We start from the raw sequence: 16,131 nt of genomic DNA on the forward strand, positions 1-16,131 counted from the left end.
AAGCATGCGCGTGCTGCTGAAAATTCCCGCCCTGCTCGTCGCCCTCGGCCTGTGCTTGGCCCTCGGCGCGTGCCACAGCGCCAAGGTATTCGTGCCGCCGAACCTGCGCCCGCCGACCGACACCGGCGACGCGCTGAAGCTGGCCCAGCAGCACCTGCAGGACGCCACGCCCTGCTGCACCAGTTTCGCGGACTTTTCGTACGGCACCCTGCTGCCCTGGCGGCCGAAGAAATTCCAGCTTGGCCCGAACAGCCCGGTGGCCAATCTCAACGGTGTGCGCAGCCACTTCCTCGCGTTCAAGCTGCCGCCGGACCTGAAGATGCCCTACCGCGTGGCGATCAAGTCTGAATTGAACGGCCGCTGGCTGCACTCGGCCTACCTGTTCGCCCCGACCACGGTCGTGCTCGACGAGGCGTTCCAGCCGATCGAAGGCAAGGACATTCCGCTGTGCGAATACATGGGCTGGAGCAAGTCCAGCACCGGCGCATTCGGCAGCACCACGATCGACAACCCGAAGGCCCGCTACCTGGTGATCTATTCCTCGTCCGACCAGCAGTCCGGCAACACCTACTGGGAGCAGTCGCCCGCGGCCTTCTCGGCCGAGGCACCGGTCAACATGACGTCCAAGGGAAGCTTCAAGATTCCGCACGGGCCCGACGGCACGATCTGGGTCGGGCTGATGAACGATGGCTACAAGACTGCGGTCGACCAGGCCGTGTGTGGCGAGGCGCCCAAGGGCGACGGTCTGCTCAAGACGCTGAGCACGCTGCCCAGCCACTGGACCGGGAGTGCCCCCTGATGCCGTTGGGCCTCCTCTACCTGGTTCTGCTGCTGGCCGGTGTGGCCAGCTTCCTGCTGCACTACGTGGCACTGGGCCGGCTGGCCAGCCGCCTGCGCCAGCAGCATCCGGACAAATGGAAAATCATCGCGCAGGACGAGCGGGGGCTCGCAGTCAGCACGCCGATGCGCTGGATGCGCCTGCAGAATGCGCTGCGCTCGCCGGTGATGCCCGCACTGGAGGATCCCGTGCTCAACCGCTGGCGGCGGTTGTGGCGAATCCTCCCCCTGCTAGCCTGGGCCTTCCTGATCGCCGCTTTCGCACTGCGCTGGATCACTCGCTGACCGCACCCGGAGGCATCCGATGCATCTGAGCCTGGAAGGACGACACGCACTGGTGTGCGGGGCCTCGCAGGGTATCGGGCGTGCCACGGCGGTCGAACTGGCCCAACTGGGAGCACGCGTGAGTCTGCTGGCACGTTCGGCAGACACGCTCGAAGCCCTGGCGCAATCCCTGCCCTGCCAGCACGGCCAGCAGCATGACTGGCGCGCCGTGGACATGGCCGACACCGCGGCGCTGGCGGAGGCCGCCACGGCACTCGTATCGGCCGGCCCGGTGCACATCCTGGTCAACAACACCGGCGGCCCGCCCGGTGGCAGCGCGCATCAAGCGGATCGCGCCGCGTACGAGGCCGCCTTCCGGCAACATGTGCTGGCCGCGCAGACGCTGTTGCAGGCGGTGCTGCCCGGCATGCGCGCGGAAGGCTACGGTCGCCTGGTCAACGTGATCTCCACTTCGGTGAAAGAGCCGATCCCCGGCCTGGGCGTGTCCAACACCATCCGCGCGGCCATGGCCGGCTGGGCCAAGACGCTGGCCGGGGAGCTCGCCGCCGACGGCATTACCGTGAACAACGTGCTGCCCGGCTACACCCGCACGGCACGTCTGGACGGCCTGCTTGCCGCGAAGGCCGCCGCGTCGGGCCGCCCGCTCGAGGAGATCGCCGACGAGCTGGCCGCGTCGGTGCCGGCACGCCGCTTCGGCGAGGCCTCGGAGGTGGCGGCCATGGTCGCTTTTCTTTGCACGCCTGCCGCTGCGTACATCAACGGCACCAGCATCCCGGTCGATGGCGGCCGAACCCGCGCGCTGAACTGACGCCATGCCGGAAGGCCCCGAGATCCGTCGCGCCGCCGATGCACTGGCCAAGGCCGTGGCCGGCGAACCGCTGGTGCAGGCCTGGTTCGCACCTCCGGCGCTGAAGCGCCACGAGAAAAAGCTGGTCGGCCGCCGCATTGAGGCCATCACCCCGCACGGCAAAGCCCTGCTCACCCGTTTCGACAACGGCCTCACGCTCTATTCGCACAACCAGCTCTACGGCGTCTGGCGCGTGGCCGGCGCCGGCGAGCGGCCGGCCACCGGGCGCAGCCTGAAGGTGGCGCTGGAGACGTCGCGCAAGGCGATCCTGCTGTACAGCGCCACCGACATCGAGATGTGGCCGACCGCACAGGTGCACGAGCATCCGTTCCTGCAGCGGCTCGGACCGGACGCGCTCGATGCCTCGCTCGAGACAGGCACCGTCGAAGCAAGGCTGCGCGATCCGCGCTTCGCCCGGCGCCGGCTCGGCGCACTGCTGCTGGACCAGGCCTTCATCGCCGGACTGGGCAATTACCTGCGTGTGGAGATCCTGTGGGAGGCCGGACTGGACCACGACCGCCGCCCCTGTGACCTGGACGACACCGAGCGTGCCCTGCTGGCCGGGGCGATTCTCGATCTGCCGCGCCGCTCGTACCGCACCCGCGGCCGTCGCGGCGCCGGGCACCTGCAGGACACGCCGTTCCGCTTCCGCGCATACGGGCGCGCCGGCGAAGCCTGCGAGCGCTGCCTCACGCCGATCGAGAAGTCGATGGTGGCCAGCCGACCGTTCTACGCCTGCCCGCACTGCCAGCGCTGAGCACACGGCCGGCTCGGGTTACCATGGCGGTCCATGCGCAGGGCGTTCCGCCTTTCGGCGCGCCCGCCCAGGAATATCCATGAGTCGCAATCCGTTGCAGGACCTGATCGACAGCAACCGGCGCTGGTCGGCCAACGTCCGCGAGGAAGACCCCGCCTTTTTCGAACGGCTGGCCGGGCAGCAGTCGCCCAAGTACCTGTGGATCGGCTGTTCCGATTCGCGCGTACCGGCCACCCAGATCGTCGACCTGCCGCCGGGAGAGATCTTCGTCCAGCGCAACGTCGCCAACGTGGTCTCGCACACCGACCTGAACTGTCTGAGCACGATCCAGTTCGCCGTCGACGTGCTGAAGGTCGAGCACATCATCGTGGTCGGCCACTACGGCTGCGGTGGCGTGCAGGCGGTGCTGGACCAGCGCCGGATGGGCCTGGTCGACAACTGGCTGCGGCATGTCGGTGACGTCGCGCAGAAGCACAACGACATGCTCGCCGGACTCCAGAACATGATCGACCGCAACGTTCGCCTGTGCGAGCTCAATGCGCTCGAGCAGGTGGTGAACGTGTGCCACACCACGATGGTGATGGACGCCTGGGAACGCGGCCAGAACCTGACCGTGCACGCCTGGTGCTACAGCCTCACCAATGGCCACATGAACGACCTCGGCGTGCACATCCGCAGCCACGAGGCGCTCTGGCCCACCTACCACGACGCCCTGGAGCGCCTGACGCAGCGGGTCGGCGAGCCGGCTTGAGCCGGCGCAATCAGGCCGCGTCGAGGCAACCGCGCAGGAGTTCGCCGATCAGCACCTGCACTGGTGCGGCGAGCTCCGGGCGGTACTCCAGCGTGTCCTCGTCCATGTAGTTGCACTGCGCCAGCTCCAGCTGGACCGCCTGCACTCCCTCGGCCGGACGCCCGTACTGCCGGGTGATGTAGCCGCCCTTGAAGCGCCCGTTCACGACATGGGTGTAGGTGTCCTGGGCCGCCAGCCGGTCGGCGAGGCGCTGCTGCAGCGCCTCGCCGCAACTCGCCCCGTCGGCAGTACCCAGGTTGAAGTCCGGCAGGCGCCCGTCGAACAGCATCGGGACCACGCTGCGGATGGAGTGGCCTTCCCACAGCACGACGCGACCGTGCTCGGCCCTCAGCCGCGCGAGTTCGTGCTGCAGCGCCTGGTGATAGGGATGCCAGAACACATCGACGCGCCGGCCGATCTCGTCGGCATCGGGTTCGCTGCCATCCGGATAGAGCGATGCGCCATCGAAGCCGATGGTCGATACCAACCCGGTCTCGCGCCGCCCCGGATACAGCGCGTGGCCGTCGGCCGGGCGGTTGAGGTCCACCACGTAGCGCGACATCGCCGGGCGCAGCAGGCTTGCGCCCAACGCCTTGGCCAGCGGGGCATAGAGCTGGCCGACGTGCCAGTCGGTGTCGACCGAGCGCCGGGCCGATGGATGCATGCGTGCGGCGATGTCGTCGGGAATCGTGCTGCCGTCGTGCGGCAGGCTGATCAGCAGCGGCGCGGTACCGCGCTCGAGGGTGAAGGTCGGGATATCCATCGCATCAGTGTAACCGCCGTCACCCTTGCCACTCCCGTACCTGGGCCGCAGCGACTCGAACGCACGGCTCCCCGCGCCGTGGATCCGGGAAAGGAACGCTTGCGTCCATCAAATTACAGATGTAATTTCACTTCGAATTACATTCGTAATCCTTGAGGGCGAGTCGATGAACCCAGCGGTCCCGAGCATCACTGACGCCGAGAGCCAGGTCATGGCCGTGCTGTGGGAGCAGGCCCCGCGCAGCTCGGAGGAGATCGTCGCCGCACTGGCCGATACCGGCTGGCACGAGAAGACCATCCGCACCCTGCTCAACCGCCTGCTCGGCAAGCAGGCGGTGGCCGCCGACCGCGACGGGCGCCGCTACCTGTACCGGCCGCTGCTGAGCCGCGAGCAGTGGCAATCGCAGGAGAGCCGCAGCCTGCTCGACCGCGTGTTCGGCGGCCGCGTGGCGCCCCTGCTGGCGCACTTCAGCCGCCACGAAAAACTCAGCGAGAAAGACATCGCCGAGCTGCGTGCGCTGATCGACGCCATCGAGCGCAAGGAGCGCTGAGATGTCGGCCCTCCTGCTCGATATGACCCTCGGATTGCTGCTGGTACTGATCCTGCGCCGCCCGGTGCGGCGCCTGCTTGGCGCCGGCCCGGCTTTCACGCTGTGGCTGTGGCCGCCGATGCTCGCCGCCATGGCATGGCTGCCGATCCCGGCGATATCGGAGTACGCGCTGCCGCCGGTGCTGGTGCAGGCACGGCAGGCCACGGCCGCTGCGCTGGCGGCAAGTCCAAGCTCCCGCGAGATGGGGTTGCTGCTGTGGGGCACGGGCACCGCCCTGGCACTGCTGCGGCTCGTGGTCGTCTACGTCCGCCTGCGCCGCGAGGCCCGGCCAGCACCTGCCGCCCTGCAGGCCATGGTGGCCGCCGTGGCGCCGACGCTCGATCCACGGCGGCTGCGGGTCCACCCGATGGGGCCGGCCGTGCTGTGGGCTCCCCGCAGCCTCGTGCTGCTGCCGCCCGATTTCGCCCGTGATGGCGACCGCGACCGCGAGCGCATGCGCATGGTGCTGGCCCACGAATGCACCCACCTGCGCCGGCTCGATCCGCTGTGGACGCTGCTGGCGGAGATCCTGGCCGCCGTGCTGTGGTTCCACCCGCTGGCCTGGCTGGCCCTGCCCCGCTTCCGCCTCGATCAGGAACTGGCCTGCGACGAGCGCACCCTGCGCGCCCACGGTGCGGACGCCCCCGCTTATGCGCGCACCCTGCTTTCCAGCGCCGGCATGGATGCTGCGCCGGTGCTGATCCCCTGGCTCGCCGAGCCGCAGCTGAAGGAACGACTGACCATGATCCGACGCCACCGCACCCGCACCCCGCTTCGCGTCGCCGGCACGCTCGGCCTGGCACTGGCCGGCACCGGCCTCTCCCTGGCGGCACGAACCATGCCCCCGGCCCAGCCAGCGGCAGGCGCCTCGCAGGACCTGGCCTTCAACGCCCGCGTGCAGCCGCACTATCCGAAAGCCTCCATCGCGAACAGGGAGCAAGGCACGGTGATGCTCAAGATCCTGGTCAACCCGGACGGCTCGGTGAAGCAGGTGGATTACGACCCCAAGGCCAGCGACACCACGTCGGGCAACCTGATCGCCGCCGCCAGCGAGGCGGCCATGCAATGGCACTTCATCCCGGCCATGCGCGGCGGCCACGCCATCGAGAGCTACGCCCGGGTTCCGGTCAACTTTTCGCTGGACCGATTACCCACGCCCGTCAGCAAGGCCGAAGCCGAGAAAAAGGCTTCGGAATATGCAAAAAAGCACTGATTTGAAAGTGTTTTGATGGCTTTGGTAGGCTCATGCCATCCGGGTATGGGCCTACCGCATGATGCCGCTCACCAACGCCTCGCCAAATCACCCCGCACGGCCATCCGGTCGCTGGGTGCTCGCTGCGCTCGCATGCCTTGCGCTGGCGGCCTGCTCCAGCGCGCCGCACCGCCGTGAACCGACCTTCAAGGCCTCCCATTCCGACCTCGCCGACCTGCCCGCCCGTGCGCCTTCGGCGGCCACGGCGCAGGTCGCCAACGACGTGCTGTTCCGCGCGATGGCACTGGTCGGCACGCCCTACAAATGGGGTGGCAACACGCCGGAATCCGGCTTCGACTGCAGCGGCCTGGTCGACTACATCTACCGCCACGCCGCGGACATCCTGCTGCCGCACAGCTCGCGCGAGATGGCCGCGATGGACGGGCGCAAGATCCGGCACATGACCGACCTGGCCAGCGGCGACCTGGTGTTCTTCGGCAGCCGCGGCGGCATCAGCCACGTCGGCGTCTACGTCGGCAAGGGACGCTTCGTGCATGCACCGAACAGCGGCGGCACGGTGCGCCTGGACGACATCGACGGCCCGTACTGGCGCGACCACTTCGAGTTCGGAAAACGCCTGCTGGACTGACCGGGCACGTGTCGCTGAACAAAAAACGGCGCCCGAGGGCGCCGTTTTTTTGTTCATCCCGCAGATGGGGCGAGCTCAGTGGGCCGCGCCGCCCGGCGGATGCGCGTGACCGTGCTGGATCTCTTCCTCGGTGCCCTCGCGCACCTCGTTGACGGTGACGTCGAAGATGAGCGCCTTGCCGGCCATCGGGTGGTTCAGATCCACGTCCACCGTGGTCATGCCCACCTTCTGCACCACCACCACGCGATGGCCGCCCTGCTTGAGCGCCAGCGTCGTGGCCATGCCCGGCTTGAGCTTGTTCGCCTGCTGGAAGTACTTCTTCGGCACGCGCTGGGTCTGGCCCTCCTGGCGTTCACCGTAAGCTTCCGCCGGCGGCACCTCGACCTGGAACGACTCGCCTGCCTCGCGCTCTTCCAGCGCCTTCTCCAGCCCCGGGATCAACTGCCCGTGGCCGAGCAGAACCCACAGCGGCTCGTTGCCGTCCAGCGAGCTTTCCACCTTCTCGCCGTCCACCGTGAGGGTGTAGTGCAGCGAGATCACCTTGTCCTTGCCAGCCTTCATGTCGGTCTCTTTCGGGTCGTGCAAAGCGGGCGATTGTATCAGGCCTGCCCGCCGCCGAAGCGCACGCCCCGCACCTCCGGCCCGAGCCAGGCCAGCAGCGCCAGCAGCACCGCCACCGCAGCCATCCACGGCGCCATCACCATGGCGTAGTTGCCGCCGTGGGCCTCGGCCAGCCAGGCCTGCGCGTAGGCGGTACTGGCCGCCAGCAGGTTGCCGAGCTGGTAGGCGAAACCGGGCAGCGTACCGCGCACCTCGTCCGGCGACATCTCGTTGAGGTAGGACGGCACCACGCCCCAGGCCCCCTGCACCATCACCTGGATCAGGAACGCCCCCAGGCCAAGCAGCACCAGCGAGCCGCCGAAGGCCCACAACGGGATGCACGGCAGCGCCAGCAGGGCCGCCACCACCATCGCCCGCCGCCGCCCCACCCGCTCCGACCACGCGCCGAAGAACAGGCCGCCGACGATGGCACCGGCATTGAGCAGCATGGTCAGCAGGGTCACCTCGCCGGTACCCAGGTGCAGCTGCGACTTGAGGAAGGTCGGATACATGTCCTGCGAGCCGTGGCTGAACATGTTGAACGCCGCCATCAGCAGCATCATGTAGACCAGCCGCTTCCAGTGCCCGCGCATCGCATGCAGCACATGGCGGGGCTTCCCGGCCTGGCGGCGCGCCTCCCACACCGGCGACTCCGGCACCCTGGCGCGCAGGTACAGCACCAGCAGCGCAGGCAGCGCGCCAACGACGAACATCGCGCGCCAGCCGAAGCCGAACACCCCGAACACCAGCCAGTACGCCAGCGCGCCCAGGAAGTAGCCGCAGGGATAGCCGCTCTGCAGCAGACCGGACACCGCGCCGCGCGAGCCGGCCGGGATCGACTCCATCACCAGCGAGGCGCCGATGCCCCACTCGCCGCCCATCGCGATGCCGAACAGGAAGCGCAGCACCAGCAGCACGGTCAGCGAGGGCGCGAAGGCACAGGCCAGCTCCAGCACCGAAAACAGCAGCACGTCGACCATCAGCACGGGCCGACGGCCATAGCGGTCAGCCAGGCGGCCAAACAGCAGCGCCCCGATGGGCCGCGCCGCAAGCGTCAGCAGGATGCTGAAGGCGACCTCCTTCGTCGCGACCCCGAACTCCCCGGCAATGTTGCCGATCACGAAGACCAGCAGGAAGAAGTCGAAGGCGTCGAGGGTCCAGCCCAGAAAGCTGGCCAGCACCGTGTGCCGCTGGCGGGAATCAAGGGCGCGAAACGCGGCAACCAGGGACATGCTCGGCTCCTCGGCGGAAAGGCTGCCGAGGCTAGCATGTGCCCTCCGGACACCGTGGATTGACGCACGGCAACAAGCCCGGCCGCTTTGCGCTACACTTGTACGGTTCGTAGACGCCTCCGACTCCCTAACGGAGATTTCGGCGAGGGTTGAACCCTTGCCCATTTCCCCACCCCGGTAGCGCGCGCGACACCCGGCCAGCCCACCTTCCCCCGGTGCGCAGCCGCCGATGTTCATTTGCCTGGCGCGCGGTATCAGGGAGCGCGAAGGGCCACCTCAGGAGTTTCCATGTCCTTCGAATCGCTGGGCCTTGCGCCCGCGTTGCTGCGTGCGCTGACCGACCAGGGCTACGCCGAACCCACGCCGGTGCAGGCCGGCTCCATCCCGCTGGTGATCGCCGGTCACGACCTGCTGGCCGCCGCCCAGACCGGTACCGGCAAGACCGCCGCGTTCGCCCTGCCGGTGATCCACAAGCTGATCGACGCCGGCGCCCCGCAGACCCGTCGCCCGCGCGTGCTGGTGCTCACCCCGACCCGCGAGCTGGCCGCCCAGGTCAACGACAACTTCCGCGACTACGCCAAATACGTCCGCGTCGCCACCACCACCATCTTCGGCGGCGTCGGCATGGGGCCCCAGATCAACGCCCTGCGCCGCGGCGTGGACGTGGTGATCGCGACCCCGGGCCGGCTGATCGACCACATGCAGCAGCGCACGATCGACCTCGGCGGCATCGACACGCTGGTACTGGACGAGGCCGACCGCATGCTCGACATGGGCTTCCTGCCGGCGCTCAAGCGGGTGCTCTCGGCGCTGCCGAAGCAGCGCCAGACGCTGCTGTTCTCGGCGACCTTCGCCCCGGCGATCAAGGCGCTGGCCATGCAGTTCATGCGCGAGCCGAAGGAAGTCTCGGTGACCCCGCCGAACACCGTGGCGCCGCTGGTCAGCCACCACGTGCATCCGGTGGATGCGGCGCGCAAGCGCGACCTGCTGCTGCACGTGCTGGCCGGTGACAGCCGCCGCCAGACGCTGGTTTTCAGCCGCACCAAGCACGGCGCCGACAAGCTGGTGAAGTTCCTGGAGGTGTCCGGCGTGCGCTCCGCCGCGATCCACGGCAACAAGAGCCAGAACGCACGCACCCGTGCCCTGAGCGACTTCAAGAGCGGGCGGATCACCGTGCTGGTGGCCACCGACATCGCCGCCCGCGGCATCGACATCGACCAGCTGCCGATGGTGATCAATTTCGACCTGCCGATGGTCGCCGAGGACTACGTGCACCGCATCGGCCGCACCGGTCGCGCCGGCTCCACCGGCCTGGCGGTGTCGCTGGTCAGCCACGACGAGTCGGGCCTCCTGCGCGACATCCTCAAGCTGGTCAAGCAGGAGATCGCGATCGATCCGGTCGCCGGCTTCGAACCGTCGGCGCCGCTGCGGCTGGATCCGGGTGCGCCCAAGCCGGTGCAGGGCAATCAGCGCCAGGGTCGCCCGGGCAACCGGCCTTCGGGCCAGGGCAAGGCGAACCCGGGCCACCGTCCGCACGGTCACGTGCAGGCTGGCGCCGGCGGCGAACATGCCGCGGGCAATCGCACACGGCGTCGCCGCGGGCGTCCGGCGGCCAAGGCCTGAGATCGCCCCATCGCGTGGCGGCACGGCAACGTGCCGCCACTCCGTTCAATCCGGCGCGATCTTCGCCGTGAGCACGTGGTCTTCCCACACGCCGGCGATCTGCAGGTAGCGCCGCGCCAGTCCCTCTCGTTCGAACCCCAGCGAGGCCAGCAGCCGGCCGCTGCGCTCGTTGCGTGGAAGGTAGTTGGCCATCACCCGATGCAGGCCCAGCGTGTCGAAGGCCCAGTCCATCGCCGGCGCCAGCGCTTCACGCATCAATCCCCGGCCCTCATGCTCCGCCGCCAGGCCGTAGCCCAGCAGGCAGGCCTGGAAGGGACCTCGCACCACATTCGAGAAAGTGAAGCTGCCGAGCACTTCGCGCTCGTCCGGATCGAACATCAGGATCGGATAGGCGCGATCCTGCGCCACGCCGAGCATCCACTCCTCCAGCGTCCGCCGACTGTGGGCGGGTGTGTAGTAGGCCTCGTCGCGCAGAGGCTCCCACGGTGCCAGATGGTCGCGATTGGCCGTGCGATAGCGCCACAGCGCTTCGGCGTCGTCCGGCCTGGCGAGACGACAGGACAAGCGCGCCGTGCGCCAGGCGATTCCACCGCTCACGCCAGCCCGAGCGCCTGCGCATGATGGCGCATGTGGTCCTCGACGAAGGTGCTGATGAACCAGTAGCTGTGGTCGTAGCCAGGATGCCGGCGCAGCAGCAGCGCCTGCCCCGCTTCTGCACAGGCCTGGTCGAACAGCTCCGGCTTGAGCTGGCCCTCGAGGAATTTGTCCGCCTCGCCCTGGTCGATGAGGATCGTGCCCGGGAAGGTCTGCCGCGCGACCAGCTCACAGGCATCGTAGTCGGCCCAGGCTGCGCGGTCCTCGCCCAGATAACGCGGCAGCGCCTTGAGTCCCCACGGCACCTGGCTGGGCGCCACGATCGGCGCGAAAGCCGACACCGAGCGATAGCGATCCGGATGGCGCAGCGCGATGGTCAGCGCGCCGTGGCCCCCCATCGAGTGGCCGAAGACGCTGCTGTGGGTTGGGTCGACCGGAAAATGTCGCGCGACCAGCGCCGGCAGCTCCTCGACCACGTAGCTGTACATGCGGAACCGGGCGGCATAAGGCGCCTGCGTGGCATCGACGTAGAAGCCGGCCCCTTCGCCGAACTCCCAGTCGCCGGTCGCCCCATCGATGCCGGTGTCGCGCGGACTGGTGTCCGGCATCACCAGCACCATGCCGTACTGGGCGGCCAACCGTTGCGCGCCGGCCTTGATGGTGGCGGTTTCCTCGGTGCAGGTGAGACCGGCCAGGTAGTACAGCACCGGTCGCCGTCCCTGCACCGCCTGCGGGGGTTGGTACACGGCGAAGCGCATCGGCCCTCCGCACACGACCGAATCGTGCCGGTAGAAGCCCTGCACGCCGCCGAAGCATGCCTGCTCGGAAAGGGTCTCGAAGCCGCTCATCCTTGCCTCCTGAGGCCTGGCCAAACACCGATCATACCCCTGCCACCCGAACCGCCCCTTGCGGTCAACGCTCCTGGTCGGTGGGTCGCATCAGCAATTCGTTGATGTTCACGTGCGGCGGGCGGGTGACGCAGAACGCGATCGCCTCGGCCACGTCGTGCGACTGCAGCTGTCGCATGCTGTCGGCCCATGCGTTCAGCGCGTCCCTGGTCGCAGCGTGGCCGATGTGGTCGCGCAGCTCGGTCTCCACCACGCCCGGCTCGATCACGGTGACACGGATGCCGTGCCTGTAGACCTCGCGGCGCAGCGCCTCGGAGAACGCCACCACGCCGAACTTGGTCGCCGAGTAGGCGGCCGCGTTGGGGTTGGCGATGCGCCCGGCGGTGGAGGAGACGTTGACGATGTGACCATCGCCACGCGCGGTCATGCCGGCCAGCGCCGCCTGGGTCGAAGCGATCAGGCTGAGCACGTTGAGCTCCAGCATCCGGCGCCAGCGGCCGAGATCGGCCTCGGCCACCGGCTCCAGGTACATCACGCCGGCGTTGTTGACCAGGACGTCCAGACGTCCATAGTGTGCTTCGGTCTCGCGCACCACGCGCTGGGCCTCGTGCTCGTCGAGCAGATCCGCCTCCAGCACCAGCGGCTCGGCACCCAGCCCGGCGAGGGTTTCCGCCAGCTTTTCCAGCCGGTCGCGGCGGCGCGCGGTCACCGCGACCCGCGCCCCCTCCTCGGCCAACGCGATCGCCGTCGCTTCGCCGATACCCGAGGACGCCCCGGTCACCAGCGCCACCTTGCCCACCAGACGCTTCGCCATGCCTGAATCTCCTGTGCCTTGAACGTATTACCGCGCGGGCCGGCGGCCCGCGGACTGCTACAATAGCCGTCATTCTCCCGCACGCCGACCGGCGTGCCACCCCGAGGTTCCCCATGTCATCCCCGTCTTCCGACTCCGTACCGGCAGCCGCCGGCTTCACCGCGCTTGGCCTCGCACCGGACCTGCTGCGCGCCCTCGCCGATGTCGGCTACGAGTCGCCCTCGCCGATCCAGGCCGCCACCATCCCGCCGCTGATGGAAGGCCGCGACGTGCTCGGCCAGGCGCAGACCGGCACCGGCAAGACCGCCGCATTCGCCCTGCCGATCCTGTCGCGCATCGAGCTCAAGCCCGGCAAGCCGCAGGCGCTGGTGCTGGCGCCGACGCGCGAGCTGGCGATCCAGGTCGCCGAGGCATTCCAGCGCTACGCCACCTATCTGCCCGGCCTGCAGGTGCTGCCGATCTACGGCGGCCAGAGCTACGGCCCGCAGCTGCAGGCGCTGCGCCGCGGCGTGCAGATCGTGGTCGGTACTCCCGGCCGCGTGATCGACCACCTGGACAAGGGCACGCTGGACCTGTCGGAACTGAAGTACCTGGTGCTCGACGAGGCCGACGAGATGCTGCGCATGGGCTTCATCGACGACGTCACCAAGGTGCTCGAGGCGACCCCGCCGACCCGCCAGGTGGCGCTGTTCTCGGCCACCATGCCCACGGTGATCCGCAAGATCGCGCAGCAGCACCTGAAGGATCCGGTCGAGGTCACCATCAAGTCCTCCACCACCACCGCGGCCAACATCCGCCAGCGCTACTGGTTCGTCTCCGGCCTGCACAAGCTGGACGCGATGACGCGCATCCTGGAGGCCGAGCCGTTCGACGCGATGATCATCTTCGCGCGCACCAAGCAGGCCACCGAGGAGCTGGCCGAGAAGCTGTCCGCGCGCGGCTTCGCCGCGGCCGCGATCAACGGCGACATCGCCCAGCCGCAGCGCGAGCGGGTGATCCAGCAGCTCAAGGACGGCAAGCTCGACATCCTGGTCGCCACCGACGTGGCGGCGCGCGGCCTGGACGTGGAGCGCATCAGCCACGTCATGAACTACGACATCCCGTACGACACCGAGAGCTACGTGCATCGCATCGGCCGCACCGGCCGCGCGGGCCGCAACGGCGAGGCGATCCTGTTCGTCACCCCGCGCGAGAAGGGCATGCTGCGGGCGATCGAACGCGCCACGCGCCAGCCGATCGAGGAGATGAAGCTGCCCACCGTCGAGGCGGTGAACGATGTGCGCATCGGCAAGTTCAAGCAGCGCATCAGCGATACCCTGGCGCAGGGCGGCCTGGAGTTCTTCCAGCAGCTGATCGAGCAGTACGAGACCGAACACAACGTGCCGGCGATCGAGATCGCCGCCGCCCTGGCGCGGATCGCCCAGGGCGACCAGCCGCTGCTGCTGACTCCGCCGCCGAAGCGCGAGTTCGAGCCGCGCGAGCGGCCGGCCCGCGCCGAGCGCGAGCCGCGGGATGCACGCGACAGCCGTGGCCGCGACGGCGCACCGCGCGAAGGCTTCCGTCCCGCTGTGCGCGCCCACGTCACCGAGCCGGGCAAGCGCACCTACCGCATCGAAGTGGGCCACGAGCACGGCGTGAAGCCGGGCAACATCATCGGCGCCATCGCCAACGAGGCCGGCCTGGAAAGCAGCCACATGGGCCGACTGAGCATCCGCGGCGACTACAGTCTGATCGACCTGCCCGACGGCATGCCGAAAGACATCTTCGAGCACCTGAAGAAGGTCTGGGTGGTGCAGCGCCAGCTGCGCATCCACGAGTGGGACGGCCAGGACGACGGTGCCGCCGACCGTCCGCCGCCGCGCCGCAGCGGTCCGCGCCCGGGCGGCTTCAAGGGCAAGCCCCGGCCGGGCGGACACGGCAAGCCGCCGCGGCGTCATTCCTGACCCCTCCGACACCGCGCTCCGGCGCGGTGTTTTTTTGAATTGGGGACTCGTCGGTGACCGCCTGCGACCCGTAACATCGTGCGATGACCCGCGCCCGCCCTCCCGCATGAGCACCTCCCCGGATCCGCGCATGGCCGGCCTGTCCGCCTCCGAGCGCGAGCGGCTGCACGCCGCCGCCCGCGCCATCCGCGACGGCCAGCTCGACGCCGCCGACCAGTTGCTCGAGCAGCTGCACCGCCTGGTACCAAGGCAGGCCGAGGTACTCCGGCTGCAGGGCATCGCGGCCACCCGCCGCGGCCGCTTCGACGACGCCGTCGCCGTGCTGCGCAAGGGGCTGGCGCTGGCTCCGGACGACGCGCTGGCAATGAACGATCTGGCCAGCGCGCTGGCCCGGCGCGGCGAATCGGATGAAGCACTGACCGTCTGGCGACAGGCCTGCGTCGCCGCACCCGACTACCCGATGGCCTGGTTCAACCTCGGTCGCAACCTGCAGCAGCTCGGCGACAGCGAGGAAGCCGTGCGCGCGCTGGAACGCGCCGCCGTACTGGCGCCGGACCTGCTGCCCGCGCACATCCTGGCCGGCGACGCGCTGGTGCACCTGGGCCGCTTCGACGATGCCGCCGCGCACTACCGCGCCGCGCTCGCCGTCCATCCGTGCTGCGGCGACGCCTGGCGCGGACTGGGCAACATCAAGACGCGCCCGCTTTCGAGCGATGACATTGCAGCACTGCAGGCGCAGCTGGCGCGGCAGGACCTCGTCGACAGCGACCGCATCGCGATGGGCTTCGCGCTGGGCAAGGCGCTGGAGGACCATGGGCGCCATCCCGAGGCGTTCGCCGCGCTGGCCGAGGCCAACGCCCGCATGCGCCGGCTCGCGCCGTGGCAGGCGCCTGCCTTCAGCGCGCACGTGGCGCGGCTGGTCGAGGCCACGCGACACCTGCCCGCACCCGTCGATCCGGCGCTGGGCGAAGAGGTGATCTTCATCGTCGGGCTGCCGCGTTCGGGCTCCACGTTGTTCGAGCAGATCCTCGCCGCGCACCCGCAGGTCGAGGGCGCCAGCGAGCTGGACGATCTCGACGCGGTGATCGCCGAGGAGTCGAACCGGCGCCGTCAGCCCTTGCCGGCGTGGCTGGCCGCGGCGAGCGCCGGGGACTGGGCACGGCTCGGCCGCCGCTACCTGGAACGCACCGCGCGCTGGCGCACGCGACGGCCACGGCACACCGACAAGCTGCCTGAGAACTGGCTGCATGCCGGCCTGCTTGCCGCGATGCTGCCCGGCGCGCACATCGTCGATGTGCGGCGCGATGCCATGGAGGCCGGCTGGTCGTGCTTCAAGCAGCAGTTCTACCGGCTGCCGCACTTCGCCTGCGACCTGGCCGACATCGCTGCCTACACCCGCGACTACGAGCGGGCGATGGGCGACTGGCAGGCCGCCCGCCCGCGACGGGTGCGCATTCAGCGCTACGAGGCGTTGCTGGAGCGGCCGGAGGACGAGATCCGTGCCCTGCTCGACTTCTGCGGCCTGCCGTTCGACCCGGCCTGCCTCGACTACCACCGCGCCATGCGCAGCGTGCGCACGCCCAGCGCCTCGCAGGTGCGCCAGCCGCTGCGCAGCGACACCGCCCGCGCCGACCATTACGGCCCCCTGCTGGATCCGCTGCGCAAGGGGCTGGCCGCCCGCACCGGACCCTGAGCGCGCCGTTCGCACGGAGCAACAGTCTGTGCGCGGGGCCGGCCGCGCACTCGCCGCGATCAGCCCCCATCATGT

At 69.4% G+C, this 16,131-nt stretch carries 17 protein-coding genes; 11 read left to right on the forward strand and 6 right to left on the reverse strand.

From position 1 onward, the window contains the following. The first annotated feature begins 4 nt into the window (after positions 1–4). The 5 genes from ATSB10_RS08115 to can all read left to right on the forward strand — a co-directional run bounded on the left by ATSB10_RS08115 (position 5) and on the right by can (position 3,477). Positions 5–799 (forward strand): MalM family protein, encoded by a 795-nt coding sequence (locus ATSB10_RS08115; RefSeq protein WP_157469164.1) that lies wholly within the window; start codon positions 5–7, stop codon positions 797–799. Continuing rightward, entirely contained in the window at positions 799–1,122 is a 324-nt protein-coding gene (locus ATSB10_RS08120; protein ID WP_083966146.1) for a hypothetical protein, read from the forward strand. Before ATSB10_RS08115 ends, ATSB10_RS08120 begins: the two co-directional genes overlap by 1 nt. A 19-nt stretch (positions 1,123–1,141) precedes the next feature. Then, entirely contained in the window at positions 1,142–1,930 is a 789-nt protein-coding gene (locus tag ATSB10_RS08125) for an SDR family oxidoreductase (RefSeq protein WP_063671962.1), read from the forward strand. Between the two features lie 4 nt (positions 1,931–1,934). Then, the gene (nei, locus tag ATSB10_RS08130) at positions 1,935–2,726 is read left to right on the forward strand and encodes an endonuclease VIII (protein ID WP_063671963.1); all 792 of its coding nucleotides are present in this window, start codon (positions 1,935–1,937) and stop codon (positions 2,724–2,726) included. 79 nt (positions 2,727–2,805) lie between these two features. Next, complete coding sequence (gene can, locus ATSB10_RS08135) at positions 2,806–3,477, forward strand: carbonate dehydratase (RefSeq protein WP_063671964.1); 672 nt, start codon at positions 2,806–2,808, stop codon at positions 3,475–3,477. Between the two features lie 10 nt (positions 3,478–3,487). On the opposite strand, the gene hutG is transcribed toward can, so the two are convergent. Then, positions 3,488–4,279, reverse strand: a complete 792-nt coding sequence (gene hutG / locus ATSB10_RS08140; protein WP_063671965.1) for an N-formylglutamate deformylase — start codon at positions 4,277–4,279, stop codon at positions 3,488–3,490. 166 nt (positions 4,280–4,445) lie between these two features. Between hutG and ATSB10_RS08145 the strand changes: the two genes are divergently transcribed. The 3 genes from ATSB10_RS08145 to ATSB10_RS08155 are packed head-to-tail and all read left to right on the forward strand — an operon-like array spanning position 4,446 to position 6,709. Beyond that, positions 4,446–4,829 carry a BlaI/MecI/CopY family transcriptional regulator gene (locus tag ATSB10_RS08145; protein WP_063671966.1) on the forward strand — a complete coding sequence of 128 codons (384 nt, stop codon included), beginning with the start codon at positions 4,446–4,448 and terminating at the stop codon, positions 4,827–4,829. Between the two features lies 1 nt (position 4,830). Further along, on the forward strand, positions 4,831–6,081 hold the full coding sequence (locus ATSB10_RS08150) for a M56 family metallopeptidase (protein WP_063671968.1): 1,251 nt from the start codon (positions 4,831–4,833) through the stop codon (positions 6,079–6,081). Between the two features lie 58 nt (positions 6,082–6,139). After that, positions 6,140–6,709, forward strand: coding sequence for a C40 family peptidase (locus ATSB10_RS08155; RefSeq protein WP_063671970.1), 570 nt, complete (start codon positions 6,140–6,142; stop codon positions 6,707–6,709). A 75-nt stretch (positions 6,710–6,784) separates the two neighbouring features. Here the strand turns inward: ATSB10_RS08155 and ATSB10_RS08160 are convergent, their stop codons facing one another. Together ATSB10_RS08160 and ATSB10_RS08165 are read right to left on the reverse strand one after the other, a co-directional pair. Further along, positions 6,785–7,270 (reverse strand): FKBP-type peptidyl-prolyl cis-trans isomerase, encoded by a 486-nt coding sequence (locus ATSB10_RS08160; RefSeq protein WP_063671973.1) that lies wholly within the window; start codon positions 7,268–7,270, stop codon positions 6,785–6,787. A gap of 38 nt (positions 7,271–7,308) precedes the next feature. Beyond that, on the reverse strand, positions 7,309–8,541 hold the full coding sequence (locus tag ATSB10_RS08165) for an MFS transporter (RefSeq protein ID WP_063671975.1): 1,233 nt from the start codon (positions 8,539–8,541) through the stop codon (positions 7,309–7,311). 288 nt (positions 8,542–8,829) lie between these two features. On the opposite strand from ATSB10_RS08165, the gene ATSB10_RS08170 reads away from it, so the two are divergent. Then, complete coding sequence (locus ATSB10_RS08170) at positions 8,830–10,164, forward strand: DEAD/DEAH box helicase (RefSeq protein WP_063671976.1); 1,335 nt, start codon at positions 8,830–8,832, stop codon at positions 10,162–10,164. A 45-nt stretch (positions 10,165–10,209) separates the two neighbouring features. On the opposite strand, the gene ATSB10_RS08175 is transcribed toward ATSB10_RS08170, so the two are convergent. The 3 genes from ATSB10_RS08175 to ATSB10_RS08185 all read right to left on the reverse strand — a co-directional run bounded on the left by ATSB10_RS08175 (position 10,210) and on the right by ATSB10_RS08185 (position 12,420). Then, entirely contained in the window at positions 10,210–10,761 is a 552-nt protein-coding gene (locus ATSB10_RS08175; protein WP_063671978.1) for a GNAT family N-acetyltransferase, read from the reverse strand. Then, positions 10,758–11,606 carry an S-formylglutathione hydrolase gene (fghA, locus tag ATSB10_RS08180; RefSeq protein WP_063671980.1) on the reverse strand — a complete coding sequence of 283 codons (849 nt, stop codon included), beginning with the start codon at positions 11,604–11,606 and terminating at the stop codon, positions 10,758–10,760. Before fghA ends, ATSB10_RS08175 begins: the two co-directional genes overlap by 4 nt. Positions 11,607–11,670: 64 nt before the next feature. Next, positions 11,671–12,420, reverse strand: coding sequence for an SDR family NAD(P)-dependent oxidoreductase (locus ATSB10_RS08185; RefSeq protein ID WP_063671981.1), 750 nt, complete (start codon positions 12,418–12,420; stop codon positions 11,671–11,673). Between the two features lie 113 nt (positions 12,421–12,533). On the opposite strand from ATSB10_RS08185, the gene ATSB10_RS08190 reads away from it, so the two are divergent. Both ATSB10_RS08190 and ATSB10_RS08195 read left to right on the forward strand, forming a co-directional pair. Beyond that, positions 12,534–14,363: a DEAD/DEAH box helicase gene (locus tag ATSB10_RS08190; RefSeq protein ID WP_063671982.1), complete on the forward strand. Its 1,830-nt coding sequence runs from the start codon at positions 12,534–12,536 to the stop codon at positions 14,361–14,363. Between the two features lie 106 nt (positions 14,364–14,469). Continuing rightward, the gene (locus ATSB10_RS08195) at positions 14,470–16,056 is read left to right on the forward strand and encodes a tetratricopeptide repeat-containing sulfotransferase family protein (RefSeq protein ID WP_063671983.1); all 1,587 of its coding nucleotides are present in this window, start codon (positions 14,470–14,472) and stop codon (positions 16,054–16,056) included. Positions 16,057–16,131 lie beyond the last annotated feature (75 nt).

It is taken from the genome of Dyella thiooxydans (assembly GCF_001641285.1).
In the GTDB taxonomy this organism is placed as follows: domain Bacteria; phylum Pseudomonadota; class Gammaproteobacteria; order Xanthomonadales; family Rhodanobacteraceae; genus Dyella_A; species Dyella_A thiooxydans.

Excerpts from the sequence above, each read along its gene's own strand:
- ATSB10_RS08115 (WP_157469164.1), top strand. The coding sequence starts at position 5 with ATGCGCGTGCTGCTGAAAATTCCCGCCCTGCTCGTCGCCCTCGGCCTG.
- ATSB10_RS08120 (WP_083966146.1), top strand. The coding sequence starts at position 799 with ATGCCGTTGGGCCTCCTCTACCTGGTTCTGCTGCTGGCCGGTGTGGCC.
- ATSB10_RS08125 (WP_063671962.1), top strand. The coding sequence starts at position 1,142 with ATGCATCTGAGCCTGGAAGGACGACACGCACTGGTGTGCGGGGCCTCG.
- nei (WP_063671963.1), top strand. The coding sequence starts at position 1,935 with ATGCCGGAAGGCCCCGAGATCCGTCGCGCCGCCGATGCACTGGCCAAG.
- can (WP_063671964.1), top strand. The coding sequence starts at position 2,806 with ATGAGTCGCAATCCGTTGCAGGACCTGATCGACAGCAACCGGCGCTGG.
- hutG (WP_063671965.1), bottom strand. The coding sequence starts at position 4,279 with ATGGATATCCCGACCTTCACCCTCGAGCGCGGTACCGCGCCGCTGCTG.
- ATSB10_RS08145 (WP_063671966.1), top strand. The coding sequence starts at position 4,446 with ATGAACCCAGCGGTCCCGAGCATCACTGACGCCGAGAGCCAGGTCATG.
- ATSB10_RS08150 (WP_063671968.1), top strand. The coding sequence starts at position 4,831 with ATGTCGGCCCTCCTGCTCGATATGACCCTCGGATTGCTGCTGGTACTG.
- ATSB10_RS08155 (WP_063671970.1), top strand. The coding sequence starts at position 6,140 with ATGATGCCGCTCACCAACGCCTCGCCAAATCACCCCGCACGGCCATCC.
- ATSB10_RS08160 (WP_063671973.1), bottom strand. The coding sequence starts at position 7,270 with ATGAAGGCTGGCAAGGACAAGGTGATCTCGCTGCACTACACCCTCACG.
- ATSB10_RS08165 (WP_063671975.1), bottom strand. The coding sequence starts at position 8,541 with ATGTCCCTGGTTGCCGCGTTTCGCGCCCTTGATTCCCGCCAGCGGCAC.
- ATSB10_RS08170 (WP_063671976.1), top strand. The coding sequence starts at position 8,830 with ATGTCCTTCGAATCGCTGGGCCTTGCGCCCGCGTTGCTGCGTGCGCTG.
- fghA (WP_063671980.1), bottom strand. The coding sequence starts at position 11,606 with ATGAGCGGCTTCGAGACCCTTTCCGAGCAGGCATGCTTCGGCGGCGTG.
- ATSB10_RS08185 (WP_063671981.1), bottom strand. The coding sequence starts at position 12,420 with ATGGCGAAGCGTCTGGTGGGCAAGGTGGCGCTGGTGACCGGGGCGTCC.
- ATSB10_RS08190 (WP_063671982.1), top strand. The coding sequence starts at position 12,534 with ATGTCATCCCCGTCTTCCGACTCCGTACCGGCAGCCGCCGGCTTCACC.
- ATSB10_RS08195 (WP_063671983.1), top strand. The coding sequence starts at position 14,470 with ATGAGCACCTCCCCGGATCCGCGCATGGCCGGCCTGTCCGCCTCCGAG.